Source organism: Uliginosibacterium sediminicola (assembly GCF_039631295.1).
GTDB classification, from domain to species: domain Bacteria; phylum Pseudomonadota; class Gammaproteobacteria; order Burkholderiales; family Rhodocyclaceae; genus Viridibacterium; species Viridibacterium sediminicola.
The window spans coordinates 36,307-57,220 of record NZ_JBDIVE010000006.1 but is presented as its reverse complement, the minus strand read 5'-3'; the positions used below and the strand labels follow the sequence as shown (position 1 = coordinate 57,220).

Genomic DNA, 20,914 nt, shown 5'->3' with positions numbered 1-20,914 from the left:
TAATTCCATGACTTTATGTTATTTGGCACTAAGCCTGCTGGACAAAAAGCTATTCACAAAAAACGCAATCGCGCAGTAGAAAATAACCATCTGTGGCATGCCGCGAAGTATGCCCACAACAACGTTACTCAGCCCTTCCGCACCAAATGCGGCCCCACCGACACCGCCAAATAGATACCAGATCTGAAACATCATCACCGGAGCAACAACAACCCCTTTGGCACGGGAGTTATCCGCGAATGCATCGTAAAAAGAAAAACAGCTTATCGCCAAGACACCTAATAGCAGCGGGTATAAAAATCCAACCATTGCAAAACCCTCTGCAATCATCGAACCCGTTCTATATCCGCCAAGACCATACCCGGAGGCTAGTGAAAAAAGATAGTCACCGTTGGAGCTTAATAGATCAGATTTATCTACATGAAGCCCCAGAATGTTAATCAATGGCTGTGGCAGCAATGCAATAATTCGATCCAACGCAGAATTAAATAACAACCACCCATCTCCCGACTGTAGATGCCCTGAAAAATAGAACATATTGTCGTGAAATTTCGTGATAATAAATCTAGACAGCAGTGGATTGTCTGCATAAAACTCATTGTAGTCACCAAGCAATGCTGTCTTTATTCCCTCCTGATAAGAAGCAATGGCTGCCTGATCCCAAAACGAACTCCATGTTAGAGACAGGAGGGAAATTGGCGACGAGTCCGCTCTAAACTCTCGCGCAACCACCATTGCTATAGAAAATCTAGACATTAGAGGCAATACAACTGTAGCGACCAGCGCTATAAGAATCAGTCTCTTCAGCAACTGTGACGTAAGCTTTATTTTCCCCAAACAAAACAGAATTACTGCACCTAATGCACACTCGATAACAGCGTCGGCAAACACCTGCCGAGTGTTAGCGACCGTAGCAACTATCAACAACATGCAAAAATAGGTAATCAGCGGCCACCATGAGATGCCAAGGGGCTTATCTTCAGTATTTTCGTAAAATTTTTTAAATATCGGCCCAAACAATGGTGCGGCTGAAAAAACAGCAAACCCCGCGAACACCTTGCTGCCAACGTCATTACCCTGGAAGGTTTGTGCTTCCCCAAAGCTTCCCGCGCGCGTCAGTGAAATCGCAATACACCCCACTACGCCCATAGTCCAAAGTACTTTATCTCCTGGAAGATCAAACAAGCCGATTGGTTTTAATATATTCTCTCTAATCAGCTCGCTAGCCCTGACAAAAACATACGACCTCAAATAGACTACATGAGAAAATATCAATGTAATCTGAGCAATCGCCAACAAGCTAAATGTATATAAAGGAACATTTAAGTACTTGACGATCGGGTTTGCACCCATGGTCATTACAACCATTGCTCCACTTAAACTCACAAAATTAAAACCAAGTATGAGCAAGCTCGACACAGGTGTTTTACAAAATACGCGACCATTCAAACAATATGCCGTAGTCAACAACGAAACGAACAACACAATCAACACAGACACCGCATTGTCTTCATATGTAAAATACAAAAACAACTGGATGATGGCACTAAAAATCAATAGAAAATTTATACAGCTTCTTACAAGAGATATCTGTCTGTTATCTACAAATCCATACTCTGTCGTGGCGTTCATCATCATTCAATTCCCGCACTAACAACACGCTTTTGAATACTCACAAAGCGCTCCTTCAGTACGTACGGCAACGCCCGCCACACCAACGGCAGCATAGCTAGCTCACACAACCAGATCACAGCAGTAATCGTCAAGGCATGCTCTGGAAAAGCTGCGGTTAGCAATATCCCTAGGGAAGAAATGCTGCATACGACTACAACCCTGATAAATAGCAACTGAGGCCAGGTCATTTCGTGACGTGCTATCCATCGCTTTGCACTGAGCATATAAAATATTAACGCGATGACCTCCGAGGCTATTAATCCAACGGCAGCCGAAAGCAAGCCAATACTTTTTGAAAGACAATAGATAGACACAATCAGTACAAATGCGCCGCAGATGGTTGCCGCGAGTTGCGTTTTTATGCTGTTGGTTCCTTTTACTATCGTTAGTGCAGGCTGTGAAACACAAAAAACAAGCAAAGCTACTGACAAGCCGCAAAAAACAAATGGGTAATATGAAATACGTCCGAGAGTCCAGGTTTTGAAAACTAGCGGAGCAATCCATTGCAAAGGAACCAACACAAAGGCCAGCGATATGGCTACCAAGATCCACATCAAACCAAAGGTGGAGTGCATCTTTTCTGAATCACCACTATTCGCATAGCGCATCAGCTCTGGCGCCAACGGGTTAACAACGGTGCTCGCTGCTTGCATGGCAACATTATTTATCGTTCGCATTGATGCAAAACTGGCCAGCTCATGCATGCCTAAAAAACCACCTAATAACAATCGAACGCCTTGCTGCTGAAGCATTCCAAATAGCGTTTTTACTGCCAATGCGGATGCGGGAAGCAATGATTTAAAACCGTATAGCAAACTGAATTTTCGCGGCAGCAACAGTTCGTCTTTAAGTATATTTATCAAATAGTACGCAGCAGCCACTGAAAATAAAAAATATGCGGCAACCTGGGCGATACCTGTCACCAGCACCCCTCCTCCTGACACTACGGAACAGACGGCGCCAAGAGTCGATACGATTGATCCACACACATATAGCCACGCATTTCGCGAGTAATATCCAAAAGGAACAATTGCGCGTTGAATCAACCCCAGAACACATACACTAATCAAATAGCCAAGAGACTGAACAAGAATGAGATAGCCTGCATCTCGAAGCAACCATGCAGGTAGATCTCCATCGGAGTTAAATAGACTGTTCGCCCACCCACTTTTGATTGCAAAAAAAACAACAGAGGTTTCACATGCTGCTAGAACAAAAACACAAGGAGCGGCCGAATAGAGAATTTCGGCAATACGAATTCTGTTTTTTTCTCCGTACTTTATAAACTCAAACTCTAAATAGGTGTTATAGCCAACACTAAGCACAGTACCAAAGGACAAAACAGCCTGCGCGGCCAACCAAACCGCAAACTCCTCAACCGTCCAATACTTTAAAAAAATCGGCACTAAGGCAAGTTGATTTACGGTCAAAATCGCAATGCTTGCCCACCCGGCAATACTCCCAGACAACAGTCTTTTAACTACAGACATAAAAAACAATCATTTAAAATGATCTTTCTAAAACCGCAGAAACGGTCATCTATGTTTAAAAGACGTATGACTGATATGTCTGATGTAGACCCACTTCAATATTGATGGAAGGCCTCCAGCCTAAGATATTGAGACATTTACTATCCATCAGCTTGCGCGGCGTACCGTCCGGTTTCGTAGCATCGAATTCAATATTGCCGGTATAGCCGACGACCTTCGCCACCAATTCGGCCACTTCGCGAATTGTCAGGTCCGACCCATAACCCACGTTGATATGGCTGCACATAGGCTGAGTATTGGCGGCGTAGGTTTCGCGGTCCAGATTCATGACGTAAATGCAGGCGGAGGCCATGTCGTCTACGTGTAGAAACTCACGGTAAGGCGTACCGGTTCCCCAGAGGGTCACGGAGTTACGTGGGAGGAGCTTGAAGTCGAGTGTGACGGGCCCATTAGCCCCGTGAGGAATTGGGGGCTCCAGACCAATCATCGCGCGAATGTCTTCAGGAATAAGGCCGTACTCTTGCTCGTTTGCGATGATGCTGACGAGATCACCTTCCATCGCCAACTTGGCGAGGTGAAATTTGCGGATCATGGCCGGCAGCACGTGGCTGTTGGCGAGGTGGTAGTTGTCGCCGGGGCCGTAGAGATTGGTCGGCATCACGCTGCGGTAATCCACGCCGTATTGGCGGTTGTAGCTTTCGCAGAGCTTGATGCCGGCGATCTTGGCGATGGCATAGGGCTCGTTGGTCGCTTCAAGGGCGCCGCTGAGCAAGGCGTCTTCGCGCATCGGTTGTTCGGCAAGCTTGGGGTAAATACAGCTTGAACCAAGAAACAGCAATTTATGCACGCCGTTGCGGTAGGCCGCGTCGATGATATTGGCTTCCATCATCAGGTTTTGATAGATGAATTCGGCCGGATAGGTGTTGTTGGCGTGAATACCACCAACCTTGGCCGCGGCCAGATACACCTGGCTGGGCTTTTCCTGATCGAAAAATGTGCGCACCGCACGCTGGTTGGTAAGGTCCAGCTCAGCGTGGGTGCGGGTGATGATCTGCGTGTATCCCTGAACTTTCAGTTGGCGCAGGATGGCCGACCCCACCATGCCACGATGCCCCGCTACGTAGATTTTTTCTTGGCTACTCATCATCAAATCCCAAAATTCCGCTGATCACACAATCCTCTCATGTCGGCGGGTACCCCGTGCGCCACGATTACCGCATCGTACTCATACTGAAGCCCGCGTTTCAGGGAATCCAGAAACCCGGGCTTTACTTTTTAATATTGCCATTTTGATAAATAAAACATTGCCAGCTTCAATCAATGCTCGACGCTGACAGCCACCTCGAAACCATGCTTCTTGAGCAGCGCATGCCGCTTGGCGGACTCCAGATCGGAGGCGACCATTTCGGCACACATCTCTTGCACGGTGATCTCCGGCACCCAGCCGAGCTTGGCCTTGGCTTTGGCGGGATCGCCCAGCAGGGTTTCGACTTCCGAGGGGCGGAAGTAGCGCGGGTCGATCTTGACGATCACATCGCCGACCTTGACGGCCGGGGCCTTGTCGCCGCTGACCGATTCGACCACGCCGATCTCATCAACGCCGCTGCCTTCAAAGCGCAGCTTGATGCCCAGGTGCTCGGCACTCCAGCTGATGAACTGGCGCACGCTGTATTGCACACCGGTGGCGATGACGAAGTCTTCGGGCTTGTCTTGCTGCAGCATCATCCACTGCATGCGCACGTAATCCTTGGCGTGACCCCAGTCGCGCAGGGAATCGATATTGCCCATGAACAGGGTGTGTTCCAGTCCCTGGGCAATATTGGCTAGGCCACGGGTGATCTTGCGTGTGACGAAGGTTTCGCCACGGCGCGGCGATTCGTGATTGAAGAGGATGCCGTTACAGGCGTAGAGGCCATAGGCCTCACGATAGTTGACGGTGATCCAGTAGGCGTAGAGCTTGGCCACCGCGTAGGGGCTGCGCGGATAGAACGGCGTAGTTTCCTTTTGCGGGATCTCCTGCACCAGTCCGTACAGCTCGGACGTCGAGGCTTGGTAGAAACGCGTCTTCTTTTCGAGGCCGAGGAAGCGGATCGCTTCGAGCAGACGCAGCGTGCCCATGCCGTCTACGTCAGCCGTATATTCAGGGGCTTCAAAGCTCACTGCCACGTGGGACTGCGCACCAAGGTTATAAACCTCGTCCGGCTGCACTTCCTGCAGGATGCGTGTGAGGTTGCTACTGTCGCTCAAATCACCGTAGTGCAGCTTGAAACGAGCGTTTTCAATATGCGGATCTTCATAAATGTGATCGACGCGCTGCGTATTGAACAAGGACGCGCGACGCTTGATGCCGTGCACTTCGTAACCTTTTTCCAGCAGAAACTCGGCGAGGTAGGAACCGTCTTGTCCGGTAACACCCGTAATCAATGCAACTTTGGTCATATATTTTTAAATCGACTATATATTTTACAGCAGACAATCGGCGACAAATTTTAAGAACGTCGACGGTCTCTCCGACATTCCTTCTGACAAACACCTACCGTAACGGCACGCCACACAACGCTCAGCCGCAATAAAGCTATAGATTCATTAGAAGCGCAAACAAACAGATGCTGTTATAAAAAAGCGAAATTCAATTCAGCCAAAAATCAATACGCAGAGCTATCTTTGGCAACCAGTCGAATGGTCCGCAATATTATTTTTATATCCAGAAGAAGTGACCAGTTACGCAAATAATCAAGATCATACTGAACCCGTTTGATCATATGGGCCAGATCATCACCGCCTCGATAGCCATTGACTTGCGCCCAACCAGTAATACCAGGGCGAACCTTGTGCCTCACCATGTAACCCGAGATCTGCTTTCTGTAGCTCTCGTTCATCGCTACCGCATGCGGACGCGGACCTACAATGCTCATGCGCCCCTGTAATACATTAATGAACTGAGGCAGCTCATCTAATGAGGTCTTACGTATAAACGCCCCGAATCTGGTAATCCGTGCATCTGATTTTGATGCCGCAGTAAACACCGTAGCGCCATCTTCCGTAACACTCATTGAACGGAATTTATAAATCAGAACCTCTTTTCCATCGAGTCCATAGCGACGCTGTTTGAATACAATTGGTCCAGGTGATGACAGACGTACACCAATTGCGACAGCTATCAGCAGTGGAGATATCAACAGCAAAATAAGGACGGCCAGGACAACATCCTCAGTCCGCTTGATGATCCCCCTTAGGCCATAAAAAGGCGTATCGCAAACAGAAACAAGAGGCATCCCTACAACATGATCCACACGGCCTTGAATCAAATCAGTTACAAAAATATCAGGGACAAAATGAATGGATGCCGTTGTATCTCTTAAATCCTCAAGCAAAGACAGCACGCGTGGCTGAGACGCCATAGGAAGAGCTAGATATATTTCATCCACATGCTCTTTACGTACAAACTCAGCCAGATCAGGAATACGACCAAGAATTGGGGCGTGACAGCCGATTGACGAATTGCGGCCCTGCCCTCTGTCATCAAAAAAGCCAAGAAGCTCAATGCCAGAATAGCGGCTAAATTGCAGCTCGCGCCCCAAGGTGAGGCCCGTATCATTTGCCCCCACAATGACCGCTTTCGCCCTTTGCTTGGCAAGCACCCTCTGCATGACTCTACGTGCAGCCTCATGCGCCACCAACAGCACCACCAAGGTACTGACCTGCCAATGCAGAATTACACGGACCGGAAAATACTCGGCAAACCCAGTCGAATATCCGAATATCCATAGCGATGCACAGAATGTCAGCCATGCCATCGTTGCCTTAAGCATCATTCTCCATCGATGCTCGGACAGGCGCAGAACTCCAGGAAACAGCAAAATGAAGGTAATCAAGGAAAGCGCGAAGTACTGCCGATCAAAACTCTGACCTTGCAAATGCACACTGACAACCAGACAAAAGACAGCTACTAGGGGGCCAAGCAGAATTTCTACCGCATGGGCGGCAGATGCACGAGCACGTAGGGCTCCATGTGGATCAAAACCAAAGCTCATGGAAGCGTTTACTCGTTCCACAGCAACCTCCACAAATTAAATTAACGGACTTACACACTTGCAGCGCAATCAGCTAAATAATTTTTACCGCACTCGCACGCAGCAGTTTCGAGTAAATTTTTGAAAACCCTCCATCTACGTTGTAGCTGCAGGGATCGTGGGGCTACCTGCAGCCTGAGCTTCAGAATAATTTCCCGCTGGTTTGATTGTGGCATTAGATTAAGGCCACTGTAAGCACCATCCGGCAATACTGTTTTTTTTGTTAAAAACCACAACAAACAGCCTATCACCCCGCAAATACCAGTCATCTTTTACGGATGGGGATGCACTTTCATCACACAGAGCATGTAAATTGATTTACGATTGCTGCGGCGCAAACATAATATTGGTTCTAATAAATAGAAAACCAAACTGATCGCCGAACAAGCAGCATATGTTTGCCGGCCTAGCTAGATAGACAATCGCATGCTTGGCGTTTTACACCTTGCCGATGCTATTAACAGGAGCCCCATATGAACCTATATATCTATTGCGCAGTTGTGATTAGCGCGAGCTTATTCATGCATTTTTCATCACACTTCGACAATAAAAGCCCGGAACCTAAAAGCACGCAGGTAGTTGAATCACAGCGGGCTTGGTGGAGACTCTGACTCTGGCGAGGCTAGAACCATGAACATCTTCAGCAGAAACAGTGAGCACTCTGTGCCATGCTGACCATGCGCCCTAGGAACAACCCTTCGTAGCAGCAGCCCTTAGCTGAATCTCTTGTATCCGACACCGGCCTTACAGCTCAGCCCTACGAAACTGGATTCCTAAGATCCTGAACAGCTCGGAGCCAAAGAGACGCTCAAGCCTGCCAAGCCGTTTCACGTATGCGGATCTCGTCTGTCAATTCGATTCCGGATGTCTTTTGTCGAGGACGAGTTCAATCCTCATCCTGAGCAACATGAGCAGTGCGAGCAGTGCAAAGAAAATTTGGGCACCAAGGCTGAAGCCCCCGGGAGGCTAATCCGCGCGTCTGCGAGGCAACAAGACACGGCGAAGTTGCACCGAAAAGGCGCAGAAGTAGCGCACAGCATGGTCGAGCGACGCATGATGTGCTGAGGTTTGAGGGAGTTGGTACGCGGTAAGCTGGAGCGAGTCGCCTCGGCGACACAAAGGTGCTGTGCCCACTGGATCCGGTCAATCAGCAGTTCAAAGCAGACCACTCCAAGCAACAGTAAGCCCCGGGCATCACCTAGGGCGAGACCTGGCAGGTCTGGATGCAAATGGTCTCGAGAGGGGGAGTCTTTGCCAGACGCATCATAGCGATGCGCAAGCTGGCCCATACAGACAGAGTTTGTCTGGATGCCTTGGAGCGAGCACGGTATGCGCAGCAGCCAAATCCTGAAGACAACAGGATTGATCATACGAACAGAGACTTGCAGTTCATCTCCATCCGCTACAGCCTAGAGCTTGCCGAGGTCGGCATGGGGCACGAACCACACAGCCGGGGTGATCCACCGGCACGGCCCGGGAAGACTTAGGAATTTGTGGAGCCGGCAAAGTCGAGGAGGAATCCCACTGCCGGCTATTGGACGCCATCAAACATACCCACCCTGCAGAAGCGGAGGCACGCTACCGCAGGCAACTCACCAGTCAGGCCGCCATACCGCCTAACCTCAACCAAACCGCCTCCGCGGATATCTGGGCGGGGGCTCATACATCTTCATCATCGCTTGCCCGAACCCCACGAACTAATTTCGTACTGGCAAGCAGGCTCTTAGCCTCACTCAAACAAGCGCCTCGAAAAACGACCGTTGCAGCATCTTCTTACAGGCGATGACCATTGTCAGACGAAACCAAACTTGTGGGGCTAACAGAAGGCTGAGCAACAAACTCAACCACTTCCTTTTCATTGCCCGGCAAAGAATTTGAGGAAAAGTACGTAGCGAAACTCACGAGCACTGCAATCGCACAGCGAACATATAGATTCATGACCCCACCCCCCTGATTTCTGAAATTTTCTGGCAACAAATCTTGCAACGACTGCAGCCGCAGCACTACGCGGTGAAGGCCTAGCAAGCGAAGCCGAAGCAGTCGGCACCCCCTGTTGCTGTTAACCCTTGGCTGCATTGCAGCAATACTAACTTACTTTGACACCAACGCACGACATTTTTCGTATTTGCCCAGCGAAAATGAGAATTAATTCCGTTTGAAATCAATGAAGTCTCGCCAGCGACTGGATATAGAGACATCCCGGGCCCACACAGCATTCAGAGCAAAAGCCTTGCGCTTCTGTGACTACTTACCAGCAACTCGCAACAACTCAACTCAAATTGCCCTTTAGGGCAAGGTCGCAGAAAACAGACAGTATTGCCCGTCTGCCGATGTCAGAACGCATAGCCGGCATCACCGGACAACGCGGCATTGGATATAATGCCTGCCTCAACTAGTTTTCTGACACAACAAACAAAATCAGAATAACTAGTAGCAAGCCTGAAAAGCGCGCGTGTCATGGAGCACCTGAAGGGGGTCCGGTCTCCAACATGCCACCAGCGCCTCGATTGCAATCCAGCTTGTTGCAGGAATGAAAGTCTGTATTGCCATTTGAACCAACAACACCGAAGCTCGGGAATGTCTGAAACTCACGTGAACGTCTCAACTACTTTTGGCTTTGATCCGCAGGGCGCGTTGCGCTCGCGCTCACTGGCCGCCCATCTGGTAGAAATCCTGCTCGGCCCGCTAGTTGCTGTTACGTGCCTGATCGCGAGCGTCCTCATCTTTGGACAAAGCTTTGATCGCCAGTACTTTGCACTGGTACTGATCACATTCTTGCTGCTGTTCCCTGGCATTCTTCGTTTATCGGAGAACAGGACGCGGATGATGATCAAGGCGACCTGTGCCTGGGGCATGGTGTGTCTGACCTTGTGGCTGTTCGGTTTCGCCACCGGTTTCCTCGGTTACTTTGATCTGCGCGTGATTGCGCTGTGGCAGCTTGGCACTTGGGGCGTCTTGCTGCTCGCTCATGAGATTGCCCGTCGCATCATGCTGCGGGTGCTATCGACCAAACATTACAGCGCGGTCATCGTCGGCTGTAATGACACAGGTCTGATGCTAGGACGGCAGGTACTAGCCGACCGCTACTCCGGCATCAAATTGCTGGGCTTCTTCGATGATCGCCAGCTTGAGCGCAACCCCAGTGTCGAATGCGACTCGCCGCTGCTTGGCGACATGTCCGAGCTTGCCGATTACACGCGCAAGCACCGCGTTGACCACATCTACCTGGCTCTGCCGATGGCGCCGCAACCGCGCATTCTGGCCCTGCTGGATGAGCTCAAGGACACCACGGCCTCGGTCTATTTCGTGCCGGACATTTTTGTGACCGACCTGATTCAGGGCCGTGTCGCCCATATCGCCGGCATGCCCGTGGTTGCCGTCTGCGATACGCCCTTCTCCGGCCTGCGCGGCCTGGTGAAGTATTCCGAGGATCTGATTCTCGGCACGCTGATCCTGCTGCTGATCTCGCCCGTGCTGCTGGCCGTGGCGATTGGCGTGCGGCTGAGCTCTCCCGGCCCGATCATCTTCAAGCAGCGCCGCTATGGTCTTGATGGCAAGGAAGTGCTGGTCTACAAGTTCCGCTCGATGACGGTGACGGAAGACGGTGACAAGAGCTACACCCAAGTCACCAAGACCGATCCGCGCGTCACCCGCTTCGGCGCCTTCATCCGCAAGACTTCGCTGGACGAGCTGCCGCAGTTCATCAATGTGCTGCAAGGGCGGATGAGCATTGTCGGCCCGCGTCCGCACGCGATTGCGGTGAATGAAAACTACCGCAAGCTGATTCCCGGCTACATGCTGCGTCACAAGGTGCGCCCCGGCATCACCGGCTGGGCGCAAGTCAATGGCTATCGCGGCGGTGATGATCTGGAACACATGACCAAGCGCGTGCAGTACGACCTGGACTACCTGCGTCACTGGTCGCTGAGCCTGGATATCAAGATCATCCTGCGCACGGTCGGCCTGGTGGCCAAGGACAGCAGCGCTTACTAACCCGCACTTCCATTTTTGCCGTATCGGGGTGCGCGCCGCCCTCGATACGCGCCCTAAGGGCGCGCACTCCGGCCAAACTGGCCACAGCGTGACGAACGCAAGCGCTAGGCTTGTGCGGGCGCTTCAAGCAAAGCCAGCAAGCCGGCTTCGTCGATGATCGTCACGCCCAGATCACGCGCCTTGTCGAGCTTGCTGCCGGCCTCGCTGCCGGCCAGCACATAGTGCGTTTTCTTCGATACTGATCCGCTGACCTTGCCGCCATTCGCTTCGATCAGCGCAGTGGCTGCGTCGCGGCTGAGCGTGGGCAAGGTGCCGGTGAGTACGAAGGTCTTGCCGGCAAAGCGCGCGCTCGCCGATTCATCGCTTTGCGGCACGCTTGCCAGGATCTGCGTGCACCAGGCGTCCAGCGCGTGCAGCGCTGCGCTGTTCTGCTCGTGCTGCAGCCAGGTATTGAGTTCGCCCAGCACCTCGGCGGGCAGATCCAGAGCATTGCGCTCCAGCGGCGTAAGAGCCAGCAGCTTGCCGAGCGAATCGACCTGCGCGGCCAGCTGCTTGGCGCGAATCTCGGTCAGCTTGGGAATACCGGCATGCGCGAGCAGCTCGCTGGTGGCCAGTCGCGGCGCCAGCTTGGCCGCGGGCGGGTGCTCATCGGCCGGTGCCACACCGGCCTCCAGCAAGGCATCGATGACGCGCTCGTTGTTCTTCTCGTCGAAGAAATCGAACAGCGCTTCAGCCACTACTTGACCGATATCCGGCAAGGCCGCGAACACCGCGCGTGGCGCGCTGCGTACATTGGCCAGCGAGCCCAGGTATTCGGCCAGCATCTTCGCCGTCGCTTCGCCAACATGGCGGATGCCGAGAGCAAACAGCAAGCGCGCCAAGGGCGGGCGGCGGCTGTTGGCAATCGCGGTGATGAGGTTTTCGGCCCACTTGGTGGCGATCTTGCCGTTGAGCACGGTCTCCGGCGTCACGCCATCGCGTGCGTCGGCACGCTGCTTCATCTCCAGTAGGTCTTCCAGCTTGAGGCGATAAAGATCGGCCGGGCTTTCAACGTAACCAAAATCGACCAGGGACTCGATATAGCGGTCGCCCAGACCGTCGATATCCATCATGCGGCGGCCGGCGAAATGGATCAGCGCCTGCACGCGCTGGGCGCGACAGGCCAGGCCGCCGGAGCAGCGGGCGATGGCTTCGCCCTCCTCGCGCACCACATGGCTGCCGCACACCGGGCACTGCGTCGGCATGACGAACTGGCGCTCGCTGCCGCTGCGTCGCTCGGCCACGGCGGCGACAATCTCGGGGATGACATCGCCGGCGCGGCGCACGATCACCCAGTCGCCGATGCGCACATCCTTGCGGCGCAGCTCGTCTTCGTTGTGCAAGGTCGCATTGGTCACCGTCACGCCGCCGACGAATACCGGCTTGAGGCGCGCCACCGGCGTGATGGCCCCGGTGCGGCCGACCTGCACTTCGATGTCCAGCAGCTCGGTGATTTCTTCCTGCGCCGGATATTTGTGGGCCACCGCCCAGTGCGGCTCGCGGTTACGGAAACCGAGCTGGCGCTGCAGGGCCAGGCTGTTGACCTTGTAGACCACGCCATCGATGTCGAACGGCAGCTGGTCGCGCAGCGCGGCGATGTACTCGTGGAATTCGACAAGGCCGCCCGCGCCTTGTGCGACGGAATGATGTTCGCAAACCGGCAGGCCGAGATCGGCAAGCGCCTGCACGAATTCGGCATGCGTCTGCGGCGCAAAGTTCCAATCGAGAATCTCGCCGCTGCCGTAAGCGAAAAAGGACAGCGGGCGTTGCGCGCTGATCGCCGGGTCGAGCTGGCGCAGCGCGCCTGCGGCGGTATTGCGCGGATTGATGAAGGTTTTTTCGCCACGTTCGCGCTGGCGCTCGTTGAGGCGCTCGAAATCGTCTCGGCGCATGTAGATCTCGCCCCGCACTTCGAGCACACGCGGAATCGGCAGCTTGTCGTCGCGCAGTCGCAGCGGAATGTCGCGAATCGTGCGTGCATTGTGGGTCACGTCTTCGCCGACTTCGCCATCGCCACGTGTGGCGGCCTGCACCAGCACGCCGTCTTCGTAGCGCAGATTGACGGCGAGACCATCGAACTTGAGTTCGGCGGCGTATTCAATTGGCGGCGCGTCTTCAGCCAGCTCCAGCTTGCGGCGCACGCGCGCATCAAAGGCTTCAGCACCGCCCGCCGTGGTGTCGGTCTCGGTCTCGATCGACAGCATCGCCACCTGGTGGCGCACCGGCTGCAGCTCCTTGAGCGCTGAGCCACCCACGCGCTGGGTTGGCGAATCGAGCGTGCGCAATTCCGGGTGCGTGGCTTCGATGGACTGCAGCTCGCGGAACAGGCGGTCGTACTCGGCGTCCGGCACCACGGGGGCGTCGTGCGTGTAGTAAGCCTCGGCGTAGCGATGCAGTTCCGCACGCAGCCAGGCGGCGCGATCAGCGACAAACAAATCCGTCATGCAAACCTCAATGGCGCTTCAATCAGCAAGATTCGGCGAGATTCTCCAGCGGGCGCCGTGCAGGCAGGCGCCGGCCGGACTCAGCGGAACAAGCGCAGCGCGACTTCGCCACCCGCCGGGATGCCCTGGGCTTCCATCTGCTGCTCGAACTGGGCGATCTGGCCACGGATCAGCTTGAGCGAGCGATCGCTGAGCAGCACGCGATTGTCATCGACCAGGCTGCCGCCCAGGGTGCTGGCCAGCTGCTGTGCGAACTGGCTCATGCGGTCGAAAGCATTGACCGGATCGGGCGCGCGCGGCACGTCGATGGCGACGGTGACGCCGGTGGTGTGCAGATTGCGCAGCTGTTCGGCCGAGAACACCGCCGACTCCTGATTGGACAGGGTGAACAGCGTGCGACCGTCGTCATCGGTGGCGTGATAAGCGCCATCGGCGTGCAGCTCCAGGCCTGCCGCTTCGGCCAGCGCGCGAATCTTGGTGCCGGGGAAACTGCCCTCGCGGGCGATCACGTTGATCGCCACCTGGATATCGACATCAGCACAGAAGCGGTCGACTTCCTGGGCGCGCTGCAGCACTTCGGTACGCGAAGGCAGGCGCGGCACAGCGAGGAACTGGTCGCAGAGGCGCTGGATCTGGTCGTAGAAGCGCACCAGCTCGGCGTCCGACACCGGACCGCGGCGGTCCGCCAGCTGCAGCGCAGCGCTGACGCGGGTGAAACTGCCCGGGCTGCGCACATCGAGTTCGAGGAAGCGGTTATCACCATCGTCCCAGCCAAACCAGCGCAGCGGCTTGGACAGCCCGGCCAGCAGCGCCTGCTGGGCGGTGTACAGCGCTGCGGCGGCAATCCCGGCCGGGGCTTCGACGGTGACGATGCAATCGATGGCCTGGGCATCAACCGGCAAGACCGGTTGCGCCGAACGTGCACTGGCCTGCGCTGCGCGGGCGCTGGTTTGCGCGGCGGACGACGGCACCGGCGGCACATACGCCGGGCTACGGGCTGGCGCGTCCTGCGCGTCGGCATACATCGGCAGATCGGCATGCGCGGCATTGCCCGGCAGTGCCGGTTCCATGCGGCCGCCCGGCGCCGGCGGAATGGCCTGCACATCCTCGCCATCGAGCAGGGCGTCGCGTTCGGTCGGACGGAACAATTGCTCGGCATGGCGGCGCGCACGGCGATCCTGCCAGTAGTTGTAGATGAAGACTGCCAGCACGATCAGTGCGCCGGCGGCCAGCATTGCGAGTTGGAAATCACTCATTGTTATCGACTGCTCTCAAAAATCTCGTTCATCATGGACAGCTGCATGCAGCTGCCATTGTCTCATTTTCATCGCCATCCGCCGCCGCTTCATGCGTTCGGCGCGGCGGCCGGGGTCTCGGCCAGCTTGAGCGCCGTCTCCATATCCACTTCGACCACGCGTGACACGCCCTGTTCCTGCATCGTCACGCCGACCAGCTGCTGCGCGCGTTCCATGGTGATCTTGCTGTGGCTGATGAACACGAACTGCGTCACCGATGACATGCGCTTGACCATTTCGCAGTAACGCTCGGTATTGGCATCGTCCAGCGGCGCATCGACTTCGTCGAGCATGCAGAACGGTGCCGGGTTGAGCTGAAACATCGCAAACACCAGGGCGATGGCGGTCAGCGCCTTTTCGCCGCCCGACAACAGCTGGATCGAGGTGTTCTTCTTGCCCGGCGGCTGCGCCACGATCTGGATGCCGGCATCGAGAATCTCGTCGCCCGTCAGCACCAGCGCGGCCTGACCCCCGCCAAAGAGCTGCGGAAACAGCTCGCCGAAATGGCGACTGACCGTATTGTACGTCGCCATCAGCTGTTCGCGGGTTTCGCGGTCGATGCGACGGATCGCATCTTCGAGCGTATCGATGGCCTGGGTGAGGTCATCGTTCTGCGCATCGAGGAATTCCTTGCGCTGGCTGGTGCTCGCCAATTCGTCCAGCGCGGCGAGATTGACCGGCCCGAGTTCGGCGATTTCCCGCGTCAGGCGCGCCACTTCGCGCGTCAGTGCCGTCTCGCGCACCTCGGCCAGCGCCTCCGCTGTGATCGCGCTGCTGTCGGCCGACATCTCCTGCAAGCGCTCCTGCGCCTGGCTGATCTGCATCTCGGCACCCTGCCGCGCCAGTCGCCCGGCGGCCAGCGCCTCGCGCAGGGGTTCGAGCGCCTGTTCGCTGCGCAAGCGCTGCTCGTCCTGCTGGCGCAGGCTGGCGGCCAGTTCGTCGAGCGTCTGGCGGCGGCGCGCCAGCTCGGCCTCGCGCGCCTCGCGCAGCTGCAAGGCGGTTTGCAGCGAGGTCTGCAAGCTGCTCTCGTCGAGGGTGCCGAGTTCGTCGGCCAGCTGCGCTTGCTCTTCCTCGTTGCGACGCAGTTCCTCGCCGACCAGGGCTGTATTGCGGGCAATGTCGTCGAGCTTGCTGCTGCATTCGCGCAGCGCAAATTCGGCCTCGCGCAGGGCGCGCTGGTGCTGCTCGCTGATCTGGCGGCTCAGCGAATGCCCTTGTTCCGCCTCGTAGAGCAAATCCTCGGCGCCGCCGAGTTTGTGACTGAGGATCTCGCGGCTCTCCTCGTGTTGCGCCAGCGCCTCGGTGGCGCGGCCAAGCTGGGCCTGCTCGGCTTCCTGCAAGCGCAGCACTTCGGCGGCTTCGCGCTCGAACTGCGCACGGCGTTCCTGATAGCGCGCATCGGCGTCCTGGGCGCGCTGCAATTCGAGCTGCGCCTGATGCTGGCTTTGCTGGGCGCGGCCAAGCTCGCTACGCAGACTGGCGAGCGCCTGCTGGGCTGTCTGCAGGGCGTGTTCGGATTCGGCCAGGGCGGCGCGGCGCGTCGTGCGCAGCGCTTCGGCCTGCGCCAGCGACAGCTGCAGCGCGCTGATCTCGCGCTGGCGTTCGAGCACACCATGGGTGCGCGCGTCGGGCGCAAACAAGCTCAGCTCGCCCGCGCTGAGCAGTTGCCCGCTCTTGCTGACCAGCACGCAGCCGGCCGGCAACTGTTGGCTCAGCCAGGGCTCCAGGCTGTCGACGACGAACACCTGGGCCAGCCATTGATCGAGCAAGGGCGCGATGTGCGCGGCGCTACTGTGGACCAGCTCGCGCAGGCTGCGTGCCTGATCCGGTGCGGCGCCAGCCGCAATGACTGGGGCGAACTCGCCCGCACGCAGCAACACGCTGGTGGCCGGCGCCGCGCTGGCCAGCGCGGCCTGCTCGGTCTCGGCGCTGACCGGACCGCGGGCGCCAAGGCGCTCGCGCAGCACGGCTTCGAGGGCCAGCTCCCAACCAGCCTCCACGCTGAGCTGCTGCCACAGGGGATCCACACCTTCGAGCCCGCAGCGGCGCAGCCAGGCGGCCAGATCGCCCTGATCACGCAAGCGCGATTGCAAGGCCTGCAGCGCGTCGAGCCGCGCCTGCAAGGCGGTGCGCTGCTGATCGGCCTGGCTGGCGTCCGCCTGCGCCTGGCGCTGCGCCTGCTGGGCCGCGTCGAGCGCCACTTGCTGCGCCTGCAAGCGCGTCTGCAGGCTCGCGAATTCGCTCTGCGCCGCCTGCAGCGCGGCCTGCGCAGTGGGCAGCGCCTCGGCCGCCGGCACGCTCAGCGCGCCCTGCTCTGCCGCGATGCGCGCACTGCGCTGGGCAAGGCTTTGCAGCGCGCGCTCGGCCGCGGCGGCGCGGGTGTGCTCGACCTGTATGTGTTGTTCGGCCAGCGCCAGCTCGCGGCGCAAGGCATCGAGCTGTTTGCGGGCGTCAGCCAGGCGCGCCTCGGCATCCGGCTGCAGGGCCTGGGCGCCATCGGCAGCGCCGCGTGCGTCGATCAGATCGGTCTCGGCCTGCTCGCGCTGGGTCGCCCATTTTTCCTGGTCGAAGGCCAGCGCTTCGGCACGGCCACGCCATTGCTCGGCCGCCGCCGCCAGCTGCTGGCGGCGCTGCAGCAGGCGTTCGCGCTGTTCGCGCAGGGCGCGTAGCTCGTTTTCGATGCGCGAGACTTCGGCGGCAATCGCATAGACATCGCCCTGCGCCTGGCCGACCGACTCGGCAAAGCGGGTGTGCTGCTCGCGTGCGCCAAGCAGCGCCGCTTCAAGCTGGCGCAACTGTTCCTGGCCGGCTTCAAGCTGGCGGCCGCTGTCGGCAATTTGCTGATCGGCCCGCGCCAGCGCAGCCTGGCCTTCGCGCAGCTTCCAGGTCCACAGCAAGGTCTGGCGCGCACGCAGGCTGTCGTTGAGGCTGCGGTACTGGCGCGCCACTTCGGCTTGCGAGGCGAGGCGATTGATTTGCGCGCCCAGCTCGGCACGCAGGTCTTCGAGGCGCGCCAGATTGTCGCGGGCATCGGCGAGGCGACCTTCAGTTTCGCGACGGCGCTCCTTGTACTTGGTGATGCCGGCCGCCTCTTCGAGGAAGCCGCGCACTTCTTCGGGCCGCGCCTCGATCACCCGCGAGATCATGCCCTGCTCGATGATGGCGTAGGCGCGCGGCCCGAGGCCGGTGCCGAGGAAGAGATCGATGACGTCCTTGCGCCGCACATGGACGTTGTTGATGAAGTAGTCCGAGGTGCCCGAGCGCTCGACCACCCGCTTGACGGCGATTTCGGCGTACTGCGACCACTGGCCGGCGGCGCGGCCGTCGGCATTGTCGAAGATCAGCTCGACGCTGGCGCGGGAGACCGGCTTGCGTGTGGTGGAGCCGCTGAAGATCACGTCCTGCATCGATTCGCCGCGCAAGGCGGAGGCGCGTGACTCGCCCAGCACCCAGCGCACGGCATCGATGAGATTGGATTTGCCGCAGCCATTGGGGCCGACGATGCCGACCAGCTGGCCGGGCGTGAGCACCGTAGTGGGATCGACAAAGGACTTGAATCCGGCCAGTTTGAGCTTGGAGAGGCGCACAGCGGTGTCGGCTTACTCGGCAGTCAAGAGGTGGAAGAGCCGCCTGGCGCACAAACAATGTCGCGGCGCGGCTCGATAAATGTCCGGGCGCTATAATATCATCGCCCCTCGCCTAGTTCGGCCGGCCATTGCCGGCCTCTGCCGGTATTTGACAGCACGCGGCGCCGGCCCTGCCCTGCGCTTGCCACACTTACACAAAGCACACGCCCGTGAATCCACTGCTCGATCAGTTGCACCCCTATCCCTTCGAGAAGCTGCGCGCCCTCTTCGCGGGCACCCAGCCGCCGGCCTTGCCGCCGATCCGCCTGTCAATCGGCGAACCGCAGCACGAAGCCCCTCAGCGGGTGAAGCAGGCGCTGATCGATTCGCTAGGCGGGCTGTCGATCTACCCGACGACGATCGGCATCGATGCGCTGCGCGAATCCATCGCGGCCTGGCTGCAGCGCCGCTTCGGGCTCAAGGAGATCAGCGCGGGCAGCCAGGTTTTGCCGGTCAATGGCACGCGTGAAGCGCTGTTTGCCTTCGCCCAGTGCGTGGTTGATGCCTCGCGCCCGGCGCCTCTGGTGGCCAGCCCGAATCCCTTCTACCAGATCTACGAAGGCGCCGCCCTGCTCGCCGGCGCGCAGCCGCTGTTCCTCAACCAGAGCGCCGCCAATGGCTTCGGCCTCGATCTGGACGGCCCCAGCGCCGAGCAATGGGCACGCGTACAACTGCTCTATGTGTGCTCGCCGGGCAACCCGACCGGCCGTGTGCTGAGCCTTGATGAATGGCGCGACCTGTTCGCCCTGGCCGACCGCTACGGCTTCATCATCGCGGCCGACGAGTGCTATTCGGAAATCTATTTCGACGAGGCCAAGCCGCCGCTGGGCGCGCTGCAGGCAGCACAGCAGCTGGGCCGCAGCAATTACGAGCGCCTGGTGGTGTTCCACAGCCTGTCCAAGCGCTCCAATGTGCCGGGCCTGCGCTCGGGCTTCGTGGCGGGCGACGCCGCCATACTCAAGAAATTCCTGCTCTACCGCACCTACCACGGTTGCGCGATGAGCCAGTCGGTCCAGCTGGCCAGTATTGCAGCCTGGAATGACGAAACGCATGTGCAGGAAAACCGCGTGCTGTATCGTGAAAAGTTCGACCAGCTGGTGCCCATGCTGTCGCCGGTCCTAGGCGTCAGCAAGCCCGACGCGGGTTTCTATCTGTGGGCACGCACGCCGGTGGATGACGCCCAGTTTGCACGCGTGCTGTTTGCGCAAACCCATGTCACCGTGCTGCCGGGTCAGTATCTGGCGCGTGAAGCACGCGGCCTCAATCCCGGCCATGGTTTTGTGCGTATCGCCCTGGTGGCGGGCGTCGAAGAATGCGTCAGCGCTGCGCAACGCATCGTCGAGTTCTGCCAGTCAGGCAAGTTTTAAATTCAAGCAGTCCATTTCATAGAGGAAGTCATGACCCAAGCTCTGCAAGCCATTATTGATGAAGCTTTCGAACGCCGCGCCGAAATCACTTGCGGCAACGCCAACCCCGAGCTGTCCGCTGCCATCGCCTCGGTGATCGCCGATCTGGACGCCGGCAAGCTGCGCGTGGCCGAGAAGATCAACGGCGAGTGGGTGACCCACCAATGGCTCAAGAAGGCCGTGCTGCTGTACTTCCGCACCCACGACAATCGCGTCATCAATGGCGGCGAACAACGCTTCTTCGACAAGGTACCGACCAAGTTCGCCGATTACTCGGAGCAGGATTTCCGTGACGGCGGCTTCCGCGTGGTGCCGGCGGCTACCGTGCGCAAGGGCTCGTTCATCGGCAAGAACGTGGTGCTGATGCCCTCTTATGTGAATATCGGCGCCTATGTCGGCGAAGGCACCATGGTCGACACCTGGGCCACCGTGGGTTCCTGCGCGCAGATCGGCAAGAACGTGCACCTCTCGGGTGGCGTGGGTATCGGCGGCGTGCTCGAACCGCTGCAGGCGAACCCGACCATCATCGGTGACAACTGCTTCATCGGTGCGCGTTCCGAAGTGGTCGAAGGCGTCATCGTCGAAGACAACTGCGTGATCTCGATGGGCGTGTACATCGGCCAGAGCACCAAGATCTACGACCGTGCGACGGGCGAAGTGACATATGGCCGCATTCCCGCCGGCTCGGTGGTGGTGTCGGGCAACCTGCCCTCGGCCGATGGCAAGTATTCGCTGTACTGCGCAGTGATCGTCAAGAAGGTCGATGCACAAACCCGTGCCAAGACCTCGATCAACGAACTGCTGCGTGACTAAGCTTGGGTTGTGATTTGCCCGCAGGGCAAGTCGCCAAGCATGAAGGGCTGCAAAGCGTATT

11 protein-coding genes are annotated in these 20,914 nt (G+C 57.6%); 3 read left to right on the top strand and 8 right to left on the bottom strand.

The genetic code is table 11. The annotated features are described in order from the left end of the window. Positions 1-18 precede the first annotated feature (18 nt). The 5 genes from ABDB84_RS12120 to ABDB84_RS12100 form a co-directional block, all read right to left on the bottom strand. Positions 19-1,638 (bottom strand): hypothetical protein, encoded by a 1,620-nt coding sequence (locus ABDB84_RS12120; RefSeq protein ID WP_345919998.1) that lies wholly within the window; start codon positions 1,636-1,638, stop codon positions 19-21. Then, a complete protein-coding gene (locus ABDB84_RS12115; RefSeq protein WP_345919997.1) occupies positions 1,635-3,164 on the bottom strand; it encodes a lipopolysaccharide biosynthesis protein in 1,530 nt (509 codons plus the stop codon). Before ABDB84_RS12115 ends, ABDB84_RS12120 begins: the two co-directional genes overlap by 4 nt. 55 nt (positions 3,165-3,219) lie before the next feature. Beyond that, a complete protein-coding gene (locus tag ABDB84_RS12110; RefSeq protein WP_345920155.1) occupies positions 3,220-4,308 on the bottom strand; it encodes a GDP-L-fucose synthase family protein in 1,089 nt (362 codons plus the stop codon). 173 nt (positions 4,309-4,481) lie between these two features. Continuing rightward, positions 4,482-5,603: a GDP-mannose 4,6-dehydratase gene (gmd, locus tag ABDB84_RS12105; RefSeq protein WP_345919996.1), complete on the bottom strand. Its 1,122-nt coding sequence runs from the start codon at positions 5,601-5,603 to the stop codon at positions 4,482-4,484. Between the two features lie 206 nt (positions 5,604-5,809). Then, positions 5,810-7,198 (bottom strand): undecaprenyl-phosphate glucose phosphotransferase, encoded by a 1,389-nt coding sequence (locus tag ABDB84_RS12100; protein ID WP_345919995.1) that lies wholly within the window; start codon positions 7,196-7,198, stop codon positions 5,810-5,812. A gap of 2,616 nt (positions 7,199-9,814) precedes the next feature. Between ABDB84_RS12100 and ABDB84_RS12095 the strand changes: the two genes are divergently transcribed. Further along, entirely contained in the window at positions 9,815-11,230 is a 1,416-nt protein-coding gene (locus tag ABDB84_RS12095) for an undecaprenyl-phosphate glucose phosphotransferase (RefSeq protein WP_345919994.1), read from the top strand. Between the two features lie 104 nt (positions 11,231-11,334). Here ABDB84_RS12095 and ligA read toward each other — a convergent pair whose 3' ends face one another. The 3 genes from ligA to smc form a co-directional block, all read right to left on the bottom strand. Further along, a complete protein-coding gene (gene ligA, locus ABDB84_RS12090; protein ID WP_345919993.1) occupies positions 11,335-13,713 on the bottom strand; it encodes an NAD-dependent DNA ligase LigA in 2,379 nt (792 codons plus the stop codon). 80 nt (positions 13,714-13,793) lie between these two features. Further along, positions 13,794-14,969 (bottom strand): cell division protein ZipA, encoded by a 1,176-nt coding sequence (locus tag ABDB84_RS12085; RefSeq protein ID WP_345919992.1) that lies wholly within the window; start codon positions 14,967-14,969, stop codon positions 13,794-13,796. Positions 14,970-15,058: 89 nt separating this feature from the next. Further along, positions 15,059-18,595 carry a chromosome segregation protein SMC gene (smc, locus tag ABDB84_RS12080; RefSeq protein WP_345919991.1) on the bottom strand — a complete coding sequence of 1,179 codons (3,537 nt, stop codon included), beginning with the start codon at positions 18,593-18,595 and terminating at the stop codon, positions 15,059-15,061. A 209-nt stretch (positions 18,596-18,804) separates the two neighbouring features. Here smc and dapC point away from each other — a divergent pair, with 209 nt between their 5' ends. Continuing rightward, positions 18,805-20,001: a succinyldiaminopimelate transaminase gene (dapC, locus tag ABDB84_RS12075; protein ID WP_345919990.1), complete on the top strand. Its 1,197-nt coding sequence runs from the start codon at positions 18,805-18,807 to the stop codon at positions 19,999-20,001. A 30-nt stretch (positions 20,002-20,031) separates the two neighbouring features. Beyond that, on the top strand, positions 20,032-20,853 hold the full coding sequence (gene dapD / locus ABDB84_RS12070; RefSeq protein ID WP_345919989.1) for a 2,3,4,5-tetrahydropyridine-2,6-dicarboxylate N-succinyltransferase: 822 nt from the start codon (positions 20,032-20,034) through the stop codon (positions 20,851-20,853). Positions 20,854-20,914: the final 61 nt, after the last annotated feature.

Excerpts from the sequence above, each read along its gene's own strand:
- ABDB84_RS12120 (WP_345919998.1), bottom strand. The coding sequence starts at position 1,638 with ATGATGATGAACGCCACGACAGAGTATGGATTTGTAGATAACAGACAG.
- ABDB84_RS12115 (WP_345919997.1), bottom strand. The coding sequence starts at position 3,164 with ATGTCTGTAGTTAAAAGACTGTTGTCTGGGAGTATTGCCGGGTGGGCA.
- ABDB84_RS12110 (WP_345920155.1), bottom strand. The coding sequence starts at position 4,308 with ATGAGTAGCCAAGAAAAAATCTACGTAGCGGGGCATCGTGGCATGGTG.
- gmd (WP_345919996.1), bottom strand. The coding sequence starts at position 5,603 with ATGACCAAAGTTGCATTGATTACGGGTGTTACCGGACAAGACGGTTCC.
- ABDB84_RS12100 (WP_345919995.1), bottom strand. The coding sequence starts at position 7,198 with ATGAGCTTTGGTTTTGATCCACATGGAGCCCTACGTGCTCGTGCATCT.
- ABDB84_RS12095 (WP_345919994.1), top strand. The coding sequence starts at position 9,815 with ATGTCTGAAACTCACGTGAACGTCTCAACTACTTTTGGCTTTGATCCG.
- ligA (WP_345919993.1), bottom strand. The coding sequence starts at position 13,713 with ATGACGGATTTGTTTGTCGCTGATCGCGCCGCCTGGCTGCGTGCGGAA.
- ABDB84_RS12085 (WP_345919992.1), bottom strand. The coding sequence starts at position 14,969 with ATGAGTGATTTCCAACTCGCAATGCTGGCCGCCGGCGCACTGATCGTG.
- dapD (WP_345919989.1), top strand. The coding sequence starts at position 20,032 with ATGACCCAAGCTCTGCAAGCCATTATTGATGAAGCTTTCGAACGCCGC.